The organism is Neisseria sp. P0006.S009 (assembly GCF_051962915.1).
In the GTDB taxonomy this organism is placed as follows: domain Bacteria; phylum Pseudomonadota; class Gammaproteobacteria; order Burkholderiales; family Neisseriaceae; genus Neisseria; species Neisseria subflava_E.
On sequence record NZ_JBQCUV010000002.1, the window covers coordinates 359,321 to 375,679 of the forward strand.

General features: G+C 52.1%; 16 protein-coding genes. 1 reads left to right on the top strand and 15 read right to left on the bottom strand.

What is annotated here, in order from left to right; translation table 11 throughout:
• Window positions 1-53: 53 nt before the first annotated feature.
• The 15 genes from nuoL to truC form a co-directional block, all read right to left on the bottom strand.
• Complete coding sequence (gene nuoL, locus ACTHTK_RS05505) at window positions 54-2,078, bottom strand: NADH-quinone oxidoreductase subunit L (protein WP_107723885.1); 2,025 nt, start codon at window positions 2,076-2,078, stop codon at window positions 54-56.
• Window positions 2,079-2,080: 2 nt separating this feature from the next.
• Entirely contained in the window at window positions 2,081-2,386 is a 306-nt protein-coding gene (nuoK, locus tag ACTHTK_RS05510; RefSeq protein ID WP_003747881.1) for an NADH-quinone oxidoreductase subunit NuoK, read from the bottom strand.
• Window positions 2,383-3,054 carry an NADH-quinone oxidoreductase subunit J gene (locus ACTHTK_RS05515; RefSeq protein WP_003747879.1) on the bottom strand — a complete coding sequence of 224 codons (672 nt, stop codon included), beginning with the start codon at window positions 3,052-3,054 and terminating at the stop codon, window positions 2,383-2,385. The genes nuoK and ACTHTK_RS05515 overlap by 4 nt, the downstream gene beginning before the upstream one ends.
• A gap of 11 nt (window positions 3,055-3,065) precedes the next feature.
• Window positions 3,066-3,545 carry an NADH-quinone oxidoreductase subunit NuoI gene (gene nuoI / locus ACTHTK_RS05520; RefSeq protein ID WP_070837200.1) on the bottom strand — a complete coding sequence of 160 codons (480 nt, stop codon included), beginning with the start codon at window positions 3,543-3,545 and terminating at the stop codon, window positions 3,066-3,068.
• Between the two features lie 80 nt (window positions 3,546-3,625).
• Entirely contained in the window at window positions 3,626-4,702 is a 1,077-nt protein-coding gene (gene nuoH / locus ACTHTK_RS05525; protein WP_107857775.1) for an NADH-quinone oxidoreductase subunit NuoH, read from the bottom strand.
• Window positions 4,703-4,704: 2 nt separating this feature from the next.
• Entirely contained in the window at window positions 4,705-6,966 is a 2,262-nt protein-coding gene (gene nuoG, locus ACTHTK_RS05530; RefSeq protein WP_440378463.1) for an NADH-quinone oxidoreductase subunit NuoG, read from the bottom strand.
• A gap of 58 nt (window positions 6,967-7,024) precedes the next feature.
• On the bottom strand, window positions 7,025-8,320 hold the full coding sequence (nuoF, locus tag ACTHTK_RS05535) for an NADH-quinone oxidoreductase subunit NuoF (protein WP_003676995.1): 1,296 nt from the start codon (window positions 8,318-8,320) through the stop codon (window positions 7,025-7,027).
• A 57-nt stretch (window positions 8,321-8,377) separates the two neighbouring features.
• Window positions 8,378-8,851: an NADH-quinone oxidoreductase subunit NuoE gene (nuoE, locus tag ACTHTK_RS05540; protein ID WP_107723887.1), complete on the bottom strand. Its 474-nt coding sequence runs from the start codon at window positions 8,849-8,851 to the stop codon at window positions 8,378-8,380.
• Complete coding sequence (gene nuoD, locus ACTHTK_RS05545) at window positions 8,851-10,107, bottom strand: NADH dehydrogenase (quinone) subunit D (protein WP_107723888.1); 1,257 nt, start codon at window positions 10,105-10,107, stop codon at window positions 8,851-8,853. The genes nuoE and nuoD overlap by 1 nt, the downstream gene beginning before the upstream one ends.
• Window positions 10,097-10,690 (bottom strand): NADH-quinone oxidoreductase subunit C, encoded by a 594-nt coding sequence (locus ACTHTK_RS05550; protein ID WP_049332999.1) that lies wholly within the window; start codon window positions 10,688-10,690, stop codon window positions 10,097-10,099. The genes nuoD and ACTHTK_RS05550 overlap by 11 nt, the downstream gene beginning before the upstream one ends.
• A gap of 12 nt (window positions 10,691-10,702) precedes the next feature.
• A complete protein-coding gene (locus ACTHTK_RS05555) occupies window positions 10,703-11,185 on the bottom strand; it encodes a NuoB/complex I 20 kDa subunit family protein (protein WP_002215610.1) in 483 nt (160 codons plus the stop codon).
• Entirely contained in the window at window positions 11,176-11,532 is a 357-nt protein-coding gene (locus ACTHTK_RS05560) for an NADH-quinone oxidoreductase subunit A (protein WP_003686600.1), read from the bottom strand. The genes ACTHTK_RS05555 and ACTHTK_RS05560 overlap by 10 nt, the downstream gene beginning before the upstream one ends.
• Window positions 11,533-11,866: 334 nt before the next feature.
• Window positions 11,867-13,324, bottom strand: a complete 1,458-nt coding sequence (locus ACTHTK_RS05565) for an oligopeptide:H+ symporter (protein ID WP_107723889.1) — start codon at window positions 13,322-13,324, stop codon at window positions 11,867-11,869.
• A 199-nt stretch (window positions 13,325-13,523) separates the two neighbouring features.
• The gene (gene prfB, locus ACTHTK_RS05570) at window positions 13,524-14,627 is read right to left on the bottom strand and encodes a peptide chain release factor 2 (protein WP_003681666.1); all 1,104 of its coding nucleotides are present in this window, start codon (window positions 14,625-14,627) and stop codon (window positions 13,524-13,526) included.
• A 97-nt stretch (window positions 14,628-14,724) separates the two neighbouring features.
• Entirely contained in the window at window positions 14,725-15,441 is a 717-nt protein-coding gene (gene truC / locus ACTHTK_RS05575) for a tRNA pseudouridine(65) synthase TruC (RefSeq protein WP_107723890.1), read from the bottom strand.
• A gap of 141 nt (window positions 15,442-15,582) precedes the next feature.
• Here truC and ACTHTK_RS05580 point away from each other — a divergent pair, with 141 nt between their 5' ends.
• The gene (locus ACTHTK_RS05580; RefSeq protein ID WP_107723891.1) at window positions 15,583-16,311 is read left to right on the top strand and encodes a TIGR00730 family Rossman fold protein; all 729 of its coding nucleotides are present in this window, start codon (window positions 15,583-15,585) and stop codon (window positions 16,309-16,311) included.
• The last annotated feature ends 48 nt before the right edge of the window (window positions 16,312-16,359 follow it).

Below are 16,359 nucleotides of genomic sequence, written 5' to 3' on the forward strand. Positions count from 1 at the left end.
TTTTCAGACGGCCCTATACACAAACTATAAACAGGCCGTCTGAAATCCTGCTTTTATCGGAACAATCCCCAGAAGGTCATGCCGAGCAGTACCAATACGCCGAATACCATAGCGGCGGCATAGGTATAGATGAAGCCGGTTTGGACTTTGCGTACCTGCGCGGCAATCGCGCCGACCAGTTTGGCAGAGCCGTTGACGATACCGTTGTCGATAATAGCGGTATCGCCGACTTTCCAGAAGAAAGTACCCAATGCGCGCGTGCCTTTGGCGAAAACATTGAAATACAGGGCGTCGAGGTAGTATTTGTTTTCAAACAAAACGTAAATCGGACGGAACGCCTGTGCAATTTTCGCAGGCAGGTGCGGCAGTTTGACGTACAAGAGCCATGCGCTCAACACGCCTGCGATAGCAAGGTAGAGTACAGGCGAATGCAGGCTGTGCGACACCATTGCCAATGCGCCGTGGAACTCTTCCTTCATGATGTGCATGGTTGGATGCGCGTCGGTATTGACGAAAATCACGTCTTTGAAGAAATCGCCGTAAAGCATAGGCTCGATGGCAACATAGCCGATGATGACGGACGGAATGGCAAGCAGAATCAGCGGCAGGGTAACGACCAGCGGGCTTTCGTGCGGATTGTCGTTTTTGCCCAAGCCGTGATGTTCTTCGCCATGATGATCGTCATAATGCTCAGGCAGGCTGCGCCATTTCTCTTCGCCGTGGAACACCATAAAGTATTGGCGGAACGCGTAAAACGCGGTAACGAACACGCTGGCGAGGACGGCAAAATAAGCAAAGCCGCTGCCCGGCAGGGTGCTGTATTTCGCCGCTTCGATAATCGAATCTTTGGAGTAGAAGCCGGAGAAGAACGGCGTACCGATCAGCGACAAGTTACCGACCAGCATGGTCAGCCAAGTAATCGGCATGTATTTTTTCAGATTGCCCATGTGGCGCATGTCTTGGTCGTGGTGCATACCGATAATGGCGCTACCCGCCGCCAAGAACAGCAAGGCCTTAAAGAAGGCGTGGGTCATGACGTGGAACATCGCCACAGAATAGGCGGACGCGCCCAGAGCCACGGTCATATAACCCAGTTGCGACAGGGTGGAATACGCAACCACGCGCTTGATGTCGTTTTGAATTACGCCCAAGAAACCCATAAACAGGGCGGTAATCGCGCCAATCACCATAATCACCGACAGCGCAGTGCTGCTCATTTCGTAAATCGGCGACATGCGCGACACCATGAACAGACCCGCCGTAACCATCGTAGCGGCGTGAATCAATGCAGAAATCGGTGTCGGGCCTTCCATCGAATCAGGCAGCCAAACGTGCAGCGGGAACTGCGCCGATTTACCCATCGCACCCACAAACAGGAGCAAACAGGTTACAGTAATCAAAGACCATTCCACACCGGGGAACAGTTGGATAGTGGCCGTCTGAACATTAGGCAGATAAGCGAATACATCTTGATAGCGCAGGCTGCCGCCGAAATAGGCAAGCACCAAGCCGATACCGAGCAAAAAACCGAAGTCGCCGACACGGTTGATCAAAAAGGCTTTCAGGTTGGCAAATGTTGCGCTCGGACGTTTGAAATAGAAACCGATCAAGAGATACGACACCAAGCCCACAGCCTCCCAGCCGAAGAAGAGCTGGATGAAATTGTTGCTCATAATCAGCATCAACATGCTGAAAGTAAACAAAGAAATATAGCTGAAGAAGCGTTGGTAGCCGACTTTTTCATCGTGCATATAGCCGATGGTATAGATATGCACCATCAACGACACGCCGGTGACCACGACCATCATCATCGCCGTCATCGTATCGACCAAGAAGCCGACGGAGAAATCCAAGCCGCCCATTGTCAGCCAGGTATAAACGTTCTCGTCAAACTTGGTACGGCTGCCATTGAGGAATCCCCACAGCACATAAGCCGACAGCAAGGCGGACACCGCCACACCGAGTATTGTTACGGTATGCGCGCTGGCACGTCCGATTTTATTGCCGAACAAACCTGCAATCAGCGAGCCTGCCAAAGGCACAAGGGCAATTACCAAATATAAAGTCATGTCGTTCATGATTACCCTTTCAACTCATCCAAATCGGCAACGTTGATTGTTTTTCTGTTACGGTACACCAGCACCATAATCGCCAAACCGATGGCGGATTCAGCAGCGGCAACGGTCAATACGAAGAATACGAAAATCTGTCCGGCAGTATCGCCCAAATATTGGGAGAAAGCGATAAAGTTGAAGTTCACCGCCAAGAGCATCAGCTCGATGGACATCAGCAATACCAGCACGTTTTTGCGGTTCATAAAGATACCCATTGCGCTGATACCGAACAGGAGCGCACCCAATACCAGATAATGTGTCAAGGTAATCATGCTTTGCCCTCCCCTTCCGGCTTGAGGCCGTCTGAAACTTCGCTTTCTTCGGCAGATTCGACTTGCGGTTTGACCGCTTCCATTTTCACCAGACGCATACGGCCTTGATCGGCGCGTACTTTGACTTGGTCTGCAGGATCCATACGTTTCGGATTGAAAGTTTTGCGGTGAACCAGTGCAATCGCGGCTACCATACCCAACAGCAGCAATACCGCCGCCAACTCAAACGGCAACAGGTAGTCAGTATAAATACGGCTGCCCAAATCGCGGATATTGTTGTAATCGGCCGGAATGTCTTTCATCAGACCAAATGCGGCTAGGTCGGTTTTCGGGTTGACCAAAATCAGGATCAGGGCAACCGCCAACAATGTGCCGACCACACCGGCAACAGGCGCATGACGCCAGAAACCGGCGCGCATGGCTTCGATGTCGATGTTCAACATCATCACGACGAACAGGAACAACACCATCACGGCGCCGACGTAAACCACCACCAGCGTTACGCCCAAGAATTCGGCCTGCATCAGCATCCAAATCATCGCGCTCACGCAGAAGGTCAGCACCAAATGCAAAGCGGCGTGCACAGGGTTTTTAGCGGTAACGGTACGAACCGCACCGTACAAAACGATGGCGGCAAGGATATAGAACAGAATCGCGGAAAAAGTCATTCGTCTGCTCCTTAACGATACGGCGCGTCAGCGGCTTTGCGTTTGGCGATTTCGGGTTCGTATTTGTCGCCAATGGCCAAAAGAATCGGCTTGGTCATGTGCAAGTCGCCCTTTTTCTCGCCGTGGTATTCAAAAATATGGGTTTCCACAATCGCATCGGTCGGGCAGGCCTCTTCGCAGAAACCGCAGAAGATGCACTTGGTCAGGTCGATGTCGTAACGCTTGGTGCGGCGGGTGCCGTCTTCGCGTTCTTCCGATTCAATGTTAATCGCCATTGCCGGACAAACTGCCTCGCACAATTTACACGCAATACAGCGCTCTTCGCCGTTCGGATAACGGCGTTGCGCGTGCAGGCCGCGGAAACGCACGGATTGCGGCGTTTTCTCTTCGGGGAAATAAATTGTGTCTTTGCGGGCAAAAAAGTTTTTGAGCGTTACGCCCAAGCCTTTTACCAATTCGCCAAGCAGAAAGGTTTTTACTAAGTTAGCCATATTATGTTCCCTCAAAACAGGGATTTCGTTAGGTATTCAAAATCGCTTTGTTCAGACGGCCTCAAGATGCCGTCTGAAACTTATTTCCACAAATTCAGCGGTGAAATCATCCACACGCCCAAAATCACGATGTAGGCGAAGCCGATCGGAATCAGCACTTTCCAGCCCAAACGCATGATTTGGTCGTAACGGTAGCGTGGGAAGGTTGCACGGATCCACAGATACCAGTACAGCACCGCCGCCATTTTCACGAACATCCAAAATGCGGAAGGCGTACCGATAAAGCCCCAACTTTGCGGGAACGGAGACAACCAGCCGCCGAGGAACATCAGCGATGTCAGCGCGGCAATCAGGATCATGAAAATGTATTCGGCGAGGAAGAACAGCGCGAATGCAAAGCCGGAGTATTCAACGTGGTGGCCGGCAACGATTTCAGATTCACCCTCTGCCACGTCAAACGGTGCGCGGTTGGTTTCAGCAACGGCGGAAATCAGATAGACGATGAAGATTGGGAACAGCGGCAGCCAGTTCCACGAGAATACTGAACCGCCGGCAATACCTTTGGCTTGCGCGGCAACGATGTCGGAGAAGTTCATGCTGCCCGATACCATCACGACGCACACCAGCGCGGCACTCATGGCAATTTCGTAGGAAATGCTTTGCGCGGAAGCACGCATTGCACCCAGGAACGAATATTTGGAGTTGGAAGCCCAGCCCGCGATGATCACGCCGTAAACCGACAGCGAGGTAATCATCAGGATGTACAAAAGGCCGATATTGATATTGGTCAGCACCCATTCTTCGTTGAACGGAATCACCGCCCATGCCGCGAAAGACGGGGCGAGCGACATAATCGGGCCGATGTAGAACAAGGCTTTGTTTGACAGCTTCGGACGGGTTACCTCTTTAAACAAGAGTTTGAACACGTCGGCAAACGGCTGAATCAGCCCCCACGGGCCGGTTACGTTCGGGCCGACGCGAAGCTGCATAAAGCCGATGACTTTACGTTCGAAATACGTCAGATAGGCAACGGTCAGAATCAGCGGAATCAAGATAATCACGATTTTGACGATGACGGATACCACCAAGCCTAAGGTGATGCCCAAATCGCCCAGACCGAGCGTTGCGGCAAAGAGGTTTTGGAACCATTCTTGCATGATCAAGCTCCCGCCAGTTCAATAGTGTCCATCAACGCACCCAGCGCGGCATTTTCGGTATGCAGCGGCAGATGCACCACGTTTTCAGGCAGTCCGGCATCGGCTTTGACGGCAACCGATACGCTTGCGCCGTTTTGTTTGGCGACAGCGGTTTGTCCGTCTTGCAGGCCCAAGCGTGCCAATGTGTTCGGATTTACACGCGCGGCAGGCACGGCGGCATGGCTGGTTTCTTGCAACGGTGCGGAACGGCGCACGATAGAATCAGTGTGATAAATACCGACGCCGCCGACACGGACGAGGCGGTCTGAGGCCGTCTGAACGCCCTCCCCTGTCCATGTGCTGCGGTTGTCCAGTTTGGACGGCAGGCTTTCTGCATCCAGCGCATCTTTCAGAATCGAAGCGGTATCGTGGTATTCAAAACCTTTCAGGTCAAACAGGTTGCCCAATACGCGCAACACTTTCCACATCGGACGCGAATCGCCGAAGCCTTGTACCACGCCGTGGAAAGATTGCAGACGGCCTTCCATATTGATGAAGCTGCCCGAGGTTTCGGTAAACGGCGCAATCGGCAACAATACGTCGCACACGTCCAGCAGCGTTTCGCTGACAAACGGTGTAAACGCCATCACGCTTTTCGCCTGTTTCAACGCGGCCACGGCTTTTGCGCCGTCAACCGTATCGATTTCAGGCTCAACGTTGAGCAGCAAGACTGCCTGTTTCGGCGCATTTGCCATTTCGGCAACGCTCTCGCCGGAGTTTACATTCAAGACATCCGCACCAACGCTGTTGGCGGCTTGCGGCAAAATACCCAGCACTGCGCCGGTCACGTCTGCCAGCTCTTGCGCGGCGGCATAAATGGCGGCGTAATCAGGATGGTTTTGCACTTCCGTGCCCAAAATCACCGCTGCTTTTTCAGCGTTTTTCAGGCTGGCGGTAACGGCGTGTTCCGCATTGGCATACAGGTTTTTCAGACGGCCTGCCCACTCGTCGGGATGTGCGGCTTCTTGAGACAGAAGCGGCATAAACAATTCTTCTTTACTGCTGGCCAATACGCTCAAGGCCATGCGGTCTTTGGCGGCGCGGCGCAAACGGGCGGTCAGGAGCGGCTGTTCTTTGCGCAAGTTCGCGCCGACTACCAATACGGCATCGTTGTCAGCCAAAGATTCAATGCTTTGTCCCAACCATTGCGCACCTTTAAGGCCGTCTGAAAGACGTTTGTCTTGTTGGCGCAAACGGGTGGCAAAGTTTTTAACACCCAAGCCGTCGGCAAGTTTTTTGGCCAGATACAGCTCTTCAACCGTATTCATCGGGTTCGCCCAAATGCCGACTTGGTTTTGGTTGCCGTCTTTGGCGATACATTCAATCGCGCTGCGGACATATTCCAGTGCGGTTTTCCAATCTACGTCCATCCACTCGCCGCCCTGTTTGATTTTCGGGTTTTTCAGACGGCTTTCGTGATACAGGCCTTCGTAGGCGAAACGGTCGCGGTCGGACAGCCAGCATTCGTTGATGGCTTCGTTTTCCAGCGGCAACACACGGCGGACGGTATGGTCTTTGGTTTGCACAATCAGGTTGCTGCCCAAAGCATCATGGGCAGAAACGGATTTGCGGCGGTTCAATTCCCAAGTACGCGCGTTGAAGCGGAACGGTTTGCTGGTCAATGCGCCGACAGGACACAAATCGATGACGTTGCCTGACAATTCGGTTTCCACTGCTTTGCCGATAAAAGGCATGATCTCGGAGTGTTCACCGCGGTTGGCCATGGCGATTTCTTGCACGCCGGCGATTTCTTCAGTGAAACGGACGCAACGGGTACAGTGGATACAACGGCTCATTTCCTCGGCGGAAACCAAAGGACCCATATCCTTGCCGACGACGGAACGTTTTTCTTCGGTATAACGGCTGGTGGTTTTGCCGTAGCCCATCGCCAAATCCTGCAACTGGCATTCGCCACCTTGGTCACAGGTCGGACAATCAAGCGGATGGTTGATGAGCAGGAACTCCATCACGCCTTCTTGCGCCTCTCGGGCTTTTGCCGAATGCGTACGCACAATCATGCCGTCTGTAACCGGCGTGGCACAGGCGGGCAGGGGTTTGGGGGCTTTTTCCACGTCCACCAAACACATACGGCAGTTGGCAGCGATGGAAAGTTTTTTGTGGTAACAGAAATGCGGGATATAAGTACCGAGCTTGTGCGCGGCTTCAATTACCGTCGCGCCCTGCTCCACAGATACCTGTTTGCCGTCGATTTCGATTTGTAACATGGTTCGTTCCTAGTTACGGGTATTTAATAAATAATTCTTTTAGAGGCCGTCTGAAAACTTAGCACCACTTATTCGGTTTCATCGGTCCGCCGTGTTCGATGTAATGCACAAACTCATCACGGAAATGCTTGGTAAAGCTGCGGACAGGGAAGACGGCGGCATCGGCAAGGGCGCAGATAGTGCGGCCTGCCATTTGATTACCGATAGAATCCAACAAATCCAAGTCTTCCATGCGGCCTTTGCCTTCTACGATGCGGTGGACGATGCGGTAGAGCCAGCCCGTACCTTCTCGGCAAGGCGTACATTGGCCGCAAGACTCGTCGTAGTAGAAGTAGCTCAGGCGCTCAAGGGCTTTAACCATGCACACGTCTTCGTCCATGACGATAATCGCGCCGGAACCCAGCATCGAGCCGGCTTTGGAAATCGAGTCATAGTCCATATTGGTCTGCATCATGATATCGGCAGGCAACACGGGCGCGGACGAACCACCGGGAATAACGGCTTTAAGTTTTTTACCGCCGCGCATACCACCCGCCATTTTCAAGACTTCAGCAAACGGCGTACCCAATGGCACTTCATAGTTGCCCGGACGCTCGACATGACCGGAAATACAGAACAATTTAGTACCGCCTGCATTCGGAATACCTTTATCGGCAAATGCCTGTCCGCCGTCACGGATAATGAAGGGGACGGAGGAGAACGTTTCGGTATTGTTGATGGTAGTCGGTTTGCCGTACAGGCCGAATGAAGCAGGGAATGGCGGCTTAAAGCGCGGCTGGCCTTTTTTGCCTTCCAACGATTCGAGCAATGCGGTTTCTTCGCCGCAAATATATGCGCCGTAGCCATGGTGGGCAAAGAGTTCAAATTCAAAATCCGAACCCAAAATATTTTTACCCAAAAAGCCTGCGGCACGCGCCTGCTCCAAAGCAGCTTCAAAACGTTGGTAGCCTTCGAAAATTTCGCCGTGGATATAGTTGTAGCCGGCTTTCGCGCCCATCGCGTAACCGGCAATAATCATGCCTTCAATCAGGGCATGAGGATTGAACATAATGATGTCGCGGTCTTTAAATGTACCCGGCTCGCCTTCGTCGGTGTTGCAAACCACATATTTTTCGCCCGGGAAGGAACGGGGCATAAAGCTCCATTTCAAACCGGTCGGGAAGCCCGCACCACCACGACCGCGCAAGCCGGAGGTTTTGACTTCGTCAATCACATCGGTTTGCGAGATGTTTTCGGACAGGATTTTACGCAGGGCGGTATAGCCGCCACGTTTGACGTATTCGTCCAATGTCCAGCAATCGGGATTGGCGGTATCCACTTGGTCAAAAATCACGCCTGATTGGTAAATAGCCATTTTTGGTGTGCCTGTTCGTTTTCGTATCGGTTGCAGCCGTTGTTTTCAGACGGCCTTTTATTTCAGTTCGGCAAGTTTCTTGTCAATTGCTTCTTCGGTCATAAAGCTGCACATGCTGTGGTTGTTGACCAGCATAACCGGAGCGTCGCCGCATGCGCCCATGCATTCGCCTTCGACAAGGGTAAATTTACCGTCAGGCGTGGTTTCGCCGTAGCCGATACCGAGTTTTTGTTTGAGGTATTCGCCGGTAGCCATACCGCCGCGCAGGGCGCAGGGCAGGTTGGTACAAACGGTCAGTTTGTATTTGCCGACAGGCTCAAGGTCGTACATATTGTAGAAAGTAGCGACTTCGTAGGCTTGTGCAGGCGAGATGCCGATATAGTCTGCGACAAAAGCGATGATCTCGGGAGCGAGCCAGCCTTTTTCGGTCTGGGCAATACGCAATGCGCCCATAATGGCGGAGCGGCGTTGGTCTGCAGGGTATTTTGCCAACTCAATATCAATTTGTTTTAAGGATTCTGCGGATAACATTATCGGTCAACCTCCCCGAATACGATGTCCTGCGTACCGATGATGGCAACGACGTCGGCCAGCATGTGGCCTTTTGCCATTTCGTCCATGCCTTGCAGATGGGCGAAGCCGGGTGCGCGGATTTTCAGGCGGTAGGGTTTGTTTGCGCCGTCTGAAATGATGTAAACGCCGAACTCGCCTTTCGGATGTTCGACAGCGGTGTAGGTCTCGCCCTCAGGAACGTGCATACCCTCGGTAAAGAGTTTGAAATGGTGAATCAGGTCTTCCATACCTGTTTTCATTTCGGTACGTTTGGGCGGAGCGAATTTGTGGTTTGTGGTAATGACCGGACCCGGATTGACATGCAACCACTCGGAGCATTGTTTGATGATGCGCACGGATTGACGCATTTCTTCCATACGGCAGAGGTAACGGTCGTAGCAGTCGCCATTGACGCCGACGGGGATGTCGAAATCCATTTTGTCGTACACTTCGTAAGGCTGTGTCTTACGCACGTCCCATTCTACGCCGGAACCGCGCAACATGACGCCGGTAAAGCCTTTTTGCATGGCGCGCTCAGGAGAGACGACGCCGATGCCGACGGTACGCTGTTTCCAAATGCGGTTGTCGGTCAGGAGGGTTTCGAGTGTGTCGATGTTTTTCGGGAAACGTTCGCAGAAGGCATCGATGAAGTCGAGCATGGTGCCTTCGCGGGATTCGTTGAGCTGCTTCAATACTTTGGCATTACGGAATTTGCTGCTCTCGTATTTAGGCATGAAATCGGGCAGGTCGCGGTAAACGCCGCCGGGACGGAAGTAGGCGGCGTGCATACGCGCGCCGGAAACGGCTTCGTACAAGTCCATCAGCTCTTCGCGGTCGCGGAAGGCGTAAAGGATGGCGGTCATCGCGCCGATGTCGAAGGCGTGCGAACCGATGCCCATCAAGTGATTGAGGATGCGCGTTACTTCGGCGAACATCACGCGGATGTATTGGGCGCGGATAGGCACATCGATACCGGCAAGTTTTTCTACTGCCAAGCAATACGCCTGCTCGTTGACCATCATGGAAACGTAGTCCAAGCGGTCCATATAGGGCAGGGCTTGCAGATAGGTTTTGGTTTCAGCCAGTTTTTCAGTACCGCGGTGCAGGAGGCCGATATGTGGGTCGGCGCGGACGATGGTTTCGCCCTCCAACTCCAAAATCATACGCAATACGCCGTGCGCCGCAGGGTGTTGCGGGCCGAAGTTGATGGTGTAGTTTCTTAATTTATTGGCCACCGTAGTTCTCCTCACGGACGATACGCGGCGTGATCTCGCGCGGCTCAATGGTAACAGGTTGGTAAATCACGCGTTTTTGCTCTTCGTCGTAACGCATTTCCACATAGCCGGAAATCGGGAAGTCTTTGCGGAACGGATGTCCAACGAAACCGTAATCGGTCAGGATGCGGCGCAGGTCCGGATGGTTGTTGAACATGATGCCGTACATATCGAAAGCTTCGCGTTCGTACCAATCCGCGCTGTTGTAAATATCGACTACGGATTCGACTATGGGGAAGTCGTCGTCTGAAACCCAGACTCGTACGCGGATGCGTTGATTGTTTTTAACGGAAAGCAGCTGACTGACGACGGCAAAGCGCTTGCCCTGCCATACTTCGTTTTTGTAAGTGCTGTAATCGACACCGCACAAGTCGACCAGAAGCTCGAAATGCAACTCTTCATGGTCGCGCAATGCGGTCATGACTGAAATATAGTGCTCGGGCAGACACTCGACGGTAATCTCGCCCAAAGCTGAAATGACTTTGCTTGCCTGATCGCCAAGCACGCCGACGACGGTCTCGTATAAGTTTTGAATGCTTGCCATATCGTCCTCTCCTTACTCGTCACGCGCGATGGTGGAAGTGCGCTTGATTTTTTGTTGGAGCTGAATCAGGCCGTAAATCAGGGCTTCCGCAGTCGGCGGACAACCCGGCACATAAACGTCTACTGGCACGACGCGGTCGGCACCGCGCACAACGGAATAAGAATAGTGGTAATAGCCGCCACCGTTGGCACACGAGCCCATAGACAATACCCAGCGCGGCTCGGCGAGCTGGTCGTATACGCGGCGCAGGGCGGGCGCCATTTTGTTGGTCAGCGTACCTGCCACAATCATCAGGTCGGCCTGACGGGGGGACGGACGGAAAATGATGCCGAAACGGTCAAGGTCATAACGCGCCATACCCGCATGCATCATTTCCACGGCGCAGCAGGCCAAGCCGAAAGTAACCGGCCACAGCGAACCGGTACGCATATAGTTCAGCACCGTATCCGCGCTGGTGGTGATGAAACCTTTTTTCAAAACGCCTTCTATTCCCATTCCAGCGCACCTTTTTTCCATTCGTAAATAAAGCCTACCGTCAGAACGACGATAAACACCAGCATAGACCAGAAGCCGTACGCGCCCAAATCTTTGAACACGACTGCCCACGGCAACATGAACGCGACCTCCAAATCAAACAGGATAAAGAGGATGGCGACGAGGTAATAGCGCACGTCGAACTTCATCCTTGCGTTTTCAAAGGCTTCAAAACCGCATTCGTAAGCCGCGTCTTTTTCGGCATAGTGACGTTTCGGGCCTAAAATTGTGCCGAGCAGAATAAACAGTACGCCGGCCGCAAGGCCGACGAGGATGAATACGAGGACGGGAAAGTAACTGGCCAACATGGTCGTACCTAACTGGTTGACAGACAAATCTTAAAAATAGATTACCATTTTATCGAATTTCAAAAGCCATTTAAAGGTAAATATCAGCAAATCAGCAAAAAAACCCTAATAAATTCAATAAAGTTATGAGAACAATTCTTATTCTTATTTAATATTTCCAAATTTTAATTTCGTTTTAATCATGTATCATTTAATTCGGATTTTCCGCCTGTCCGATTTACTTCAAAAATCTGGAAAACCGTCCTTTCCCAAACCTCAATAAAAGCATCAGGCCGTCTGAAAACTGATTCTTTTCAGACGGCCTGCGTACATCACATTATTTTAAATAGAAAAATCAATCGACACCTTTGAGCATGCGGTTCAATACCGGGGTAAGTACCAGCAGGATACCGCAGGTTACTGCGCCGATGGTGGCCAGCATCCAGTAGAAATCCAATGGCGACTGAGCATTGTAGTAGTCTTTAAACAACACTCCGCCCAAGGTAAAGCCGATGGACAATGCTAAGAAATTCAACGCAACCATTTGTGTTTTAAACATGCTCGGTGCGATTTTAGTGGAAAACGACAGCGAAATCGGCGACAGCATCAACTCACCTATCGTAATCGCCAGCAACACCAGCATAAACACGATAATCGGCATCGGGGTCTCGGATGAAATATACGGAATGAAACACAAATAAGAGACACCGGTTATCAACATGGCCAGCGCAAATTTCAACGGCGTTTTAGGTTGGCGTTTGCCCATTTTCGTCCACACCGCCGCCATCACGCCGGAAAAGAGAACCACCCACATGGCCTGTATCGAATCTTTCCATGAAACAGGCACGGTAAAGCCGAAGAAAGTACGGTCAACCGTTTCGTCGAAATAAACCGTTGCAACGGTGTACACCTGAAACCAAACCGCCCAGAACATACAAATGGTCAAAAACAACGGAATATAGGCCATGATGTAACGTTTATTGGCCGCCTCAACCTGGCTGCTGCCCAGCAGGCGTGCAAAATAAGCGATAACAGTGATAATGACCACGCCCAAGAGCCAGCGTGAAAAATTCTCAAGATTAAGCGCGCCGGAAGCAATCACGCTGCCCAACACCAAAACCAGCAACACACCGACAGCTATTGCAGTCTGTATCTTTTCAGGGCGCAACGGATTCGGAGCCGGCGTATGCGGCAGGTTTTTACGGCCGCGCGAATACCACAGCAGGCCAAATGCCATACCGACGGCCGCCGCGCCGAAACCGTAATGGAATCCCATTCTGTCTTGCAAAATACCGGTCAACAAAGGGCCTAAGAAACCGCCGATATTGATGGAAATATAGAAAATGGAGAAACCGGCATCACGCAATTCGCGCAGGTCGTCCCGTTCATACAAAGAGCCGACCATCGAACCGGCAGACGATTTCACGCCGCCGCTGCCCAGTGCGATAAACACCAAGCCCAACAGCAATCCCATCAAACCCGGCACAATCGCCAATAAAATATGGCCGGTCATCACGACGATACCGGCAATAAACAGGGTACGTTCCGCGCCCCAAATGCGGTCGGCCAACCATGCGCCGAGAATAGTGGACAGGTAAACGCTGCCGCCGTATGCGCCAACGATACCGCCGGCCAAAGCCTTATCCATACCCAAACCGCCTTGATTCGCGGCGTAATACAGATAAATCAGCAGGATGCCCTGCATACCGTAGAAGGAAAAACGTTCCCACAGCTCAATATGGAATAGGGTGGATAATTGCAAAGGATGACCGAAGAAAGTTTTCTCGGCAGAAGACAGCTTTTGACCGGACATTTAATAAGTTCTCCTAATATATCGGACAGGATTAGGCTTCAGACGGCCTATTGCACCTACCAATCATTTTTATAGAAACTATATATTACCGCCAATCTTTGCATTTGCAAAACATGTTTTAATATTTGCAAAATAATGTTTCTTTCAAACTGAAAAATGCCGTCTGAAATCTTTCAGACGGCATTTTATCTCTTACGGTTTACACACCTTGTTTCAGGCTGGCTTCGATGAAGCCGTCCAAGTCGCCGTCCAATACGGCTTTGGTGTTGCCGACTTCGTAGCCTGTACGCAAGTCTTTGATGCGTGAGGAGTCCAAGACGTACGAACGGATTTGGCTGCCCCAACCCACATCGGACTTGCCTTCTTCCAACGCCTGCTTCTCTTCATTGCGTTTGCGCATTTCCAATTCGTACAGTTTGGATTTCAACATTTCCATCGCGGCGGCTTTGTTGGCGTGTTGAGAACGGTCGTTTTGACATTGAACCACAATCCCTGTCGGCTCGTGGGTAATACGCACGGCGGAGTCAGTTTTGTTAATGTGCTGACCGCCGGCACCGGATGCGCGGTAAGTGTCGATACGCAAATCGGCCGGGTTGATTTCGATTTCGATGGAGTCGTCGATTTCGGGGTAAACGAACACGGACGAGAACGACGTGTGGCGTTTGTTGTTGGAGTCAAACGGCGAATAGCGAACCAAGCGGTGAACGCCGGTTTCGGTACGCAGCAGGCCGTAGGCGTATTCGCCTTCCACACGGATGGTGGCGCGGTTGATACCTGCGATTTCGCCGTCGTCTTCCTCAAGGATTTCGATTTTGAAGCCTTTGCGCTCGGCGTAACGGCTGTACATGCGGAACAGCATGCCTGCCCAGTCTTCGGCTTCCGTACCGCCTGCGCCTGCGGTAATGTCGATAAAGCAGTTGTTCGGGTCGGCAGGCTGGTTGAACATTCGTTTGAATTCGAGGTCGGCCATTTGTTTTTCCAAACCGGCCACGTCTTCCTGTACAGCTGCGAAACCTTCTTCGTCGTTTTCTTCAACAGCCATTTCGATCAACATACGGTTGTCTTCGATGCCTGTGGCGATGTTGTCGAGGGTCACCACGATGCCTTCGAGGATTTTGCGCTCTTTGCCGATTTCTTGGGCGCGTTTGGGGTCGTTCCAGAGTTCCGGGTCTTCGGAGAGGCCGACGACTTCTTCAAGGCGGTCTTTTTTGCCTTGGTAGTCCATATAGACGCGGATGTCTTCGCTGCGCTTCTCCAAGTCGTTTAGGGTGTTGTTAAGCTGGTTGATTACTTCGGCTTCCATGATTCTTGTGTTCTTTCAAAATTTTAGGGGCGTATTGTAAGGGATTTGCCTGTTTTTTTCCATGACCGAGCCGTCTGAAAATGTGCAGTTTGGATTTTCAAACGGCCTCGGTTTTGAATTTTTCCATCCAAAGCCGCCAGTCGTTGTCTGTCGGCGCGTTTACGGTAATCCGACTACCGTCTTCTATGCTTTGAAAACTGAGGCTTCGCGCGTGCAACATCAGGCGTTGCGTGCCGATATGTTCGGCAACGGCATGGTTTTGGCGCAAATCGCCGTAGTTGGTGTCGCCGACGATGGGGTGGAAAATGTGTTTCATATGGCGGCGGAGTTGGTGTTTGCGGCCGGTGTGCGGCGTGAGTTCGGCCCACGAATAACGCGAGGTCGGATAACGCAGGGCGGACTGGAACGGCAACTCGGTTTGTGCCAGACAACGGTAGGCGGTTTGCGCTTCCTGCAATGTGGCTTCGGTCTGCGCTTCGGCGATTTTGTCGGGCATATATTTGAGGGCGTAATCAATCAGGCCGTCTGAAGGCAAATGACCGCGAACAATCGCCCAATAGTTTTTTTCGATGGTTTTGTTTTCAAACTGCTGCGTCAATAACCGTGCGGCTTCCGTATCGAGGGCAAACAGCAAGACGCCGGAAGTCGGGCGGTCGAGGCGATGGACGGGATAGACGTGCTGCCCGATTTGGTCGCGCAGGGTCTGCACGGCAAAACGGGTTTCGTGTTTGTCTAACCAGCTTCGGTGCACCAGCATTCCGGCAGGTTTGTTGACGGCGATGGTGCGGCTGTCGCGGTGGATAATATCTAGCATGGCGGAGCAGTGAAAATAAAAGCAGATATTGTAACGGGCTTTTGAAAATGTAGCAGGCACACTTGCCGCCGAAACCCAACTTTCAGACGGCTCGCCCCTTTCGGGTTACAATACCGCACATAAAAACACGAAGGAAAAGCCGTGAGCCTGCTCAAAAAACTGCCCAAACCCATGCTGCCCGACGAAACCCGCCGCGATATTCAGGCGCGTGAGTCGTATCATGTATTGAAGATTATTTCCGAATTTGTCGAAGCCGGCGAAGAATTGCGCGCCATTCAACCAGCCGTCAGCATTTACGGCAGCGCGCGCACGCCTGAAAACCATCCCGACTACGAGTTCACATTGCGCTTGGCCCGCAAACTGTCGGATGCCGGATTTTCCGTCATTTCCGGCGGCGGGCCGGGCATTATGGAAGCGGCCAACAAAGGCGCGTTTGCAGGCGCAAGTCCGGCGGTGGGGCTGAATATCGTGTTGCCGCACGAGCAAAAAGCCAATCCCTATCAGGATTTGTCGATTAAATTCCAACACTTTTTCCCGCGCAAAGTCATGTTCGTCAAACACGCCGTGGCGTATGTCGTCATACCCGGCGGTTTCGGCACGCTGGACGAATTGTTTGAAAGCCTGACTTTGGTGCAAACCGGCAAAACGCCCGACCGCCCGATTATCTTAGTGGGCAAAGCATTTTGGGCGGGACTGTTGGACTGGATACGCGAGCAGTTGCTGGGCAGAAACCTGATTTTGGAAGAGGATTTGAACTTGATTCGAGTCATCGACGACGAAGACGAAATCATCGAAGAAATCTTCGCCCATTACGAAAACCGCCTGGAAGACTTGTCCGAACACCAAAATGCTTGGTCACTGGGGCTGTAAAAAACTAAGGTTTCAACTGACAAAGGGCGGTTATCCCACCTACCCTTT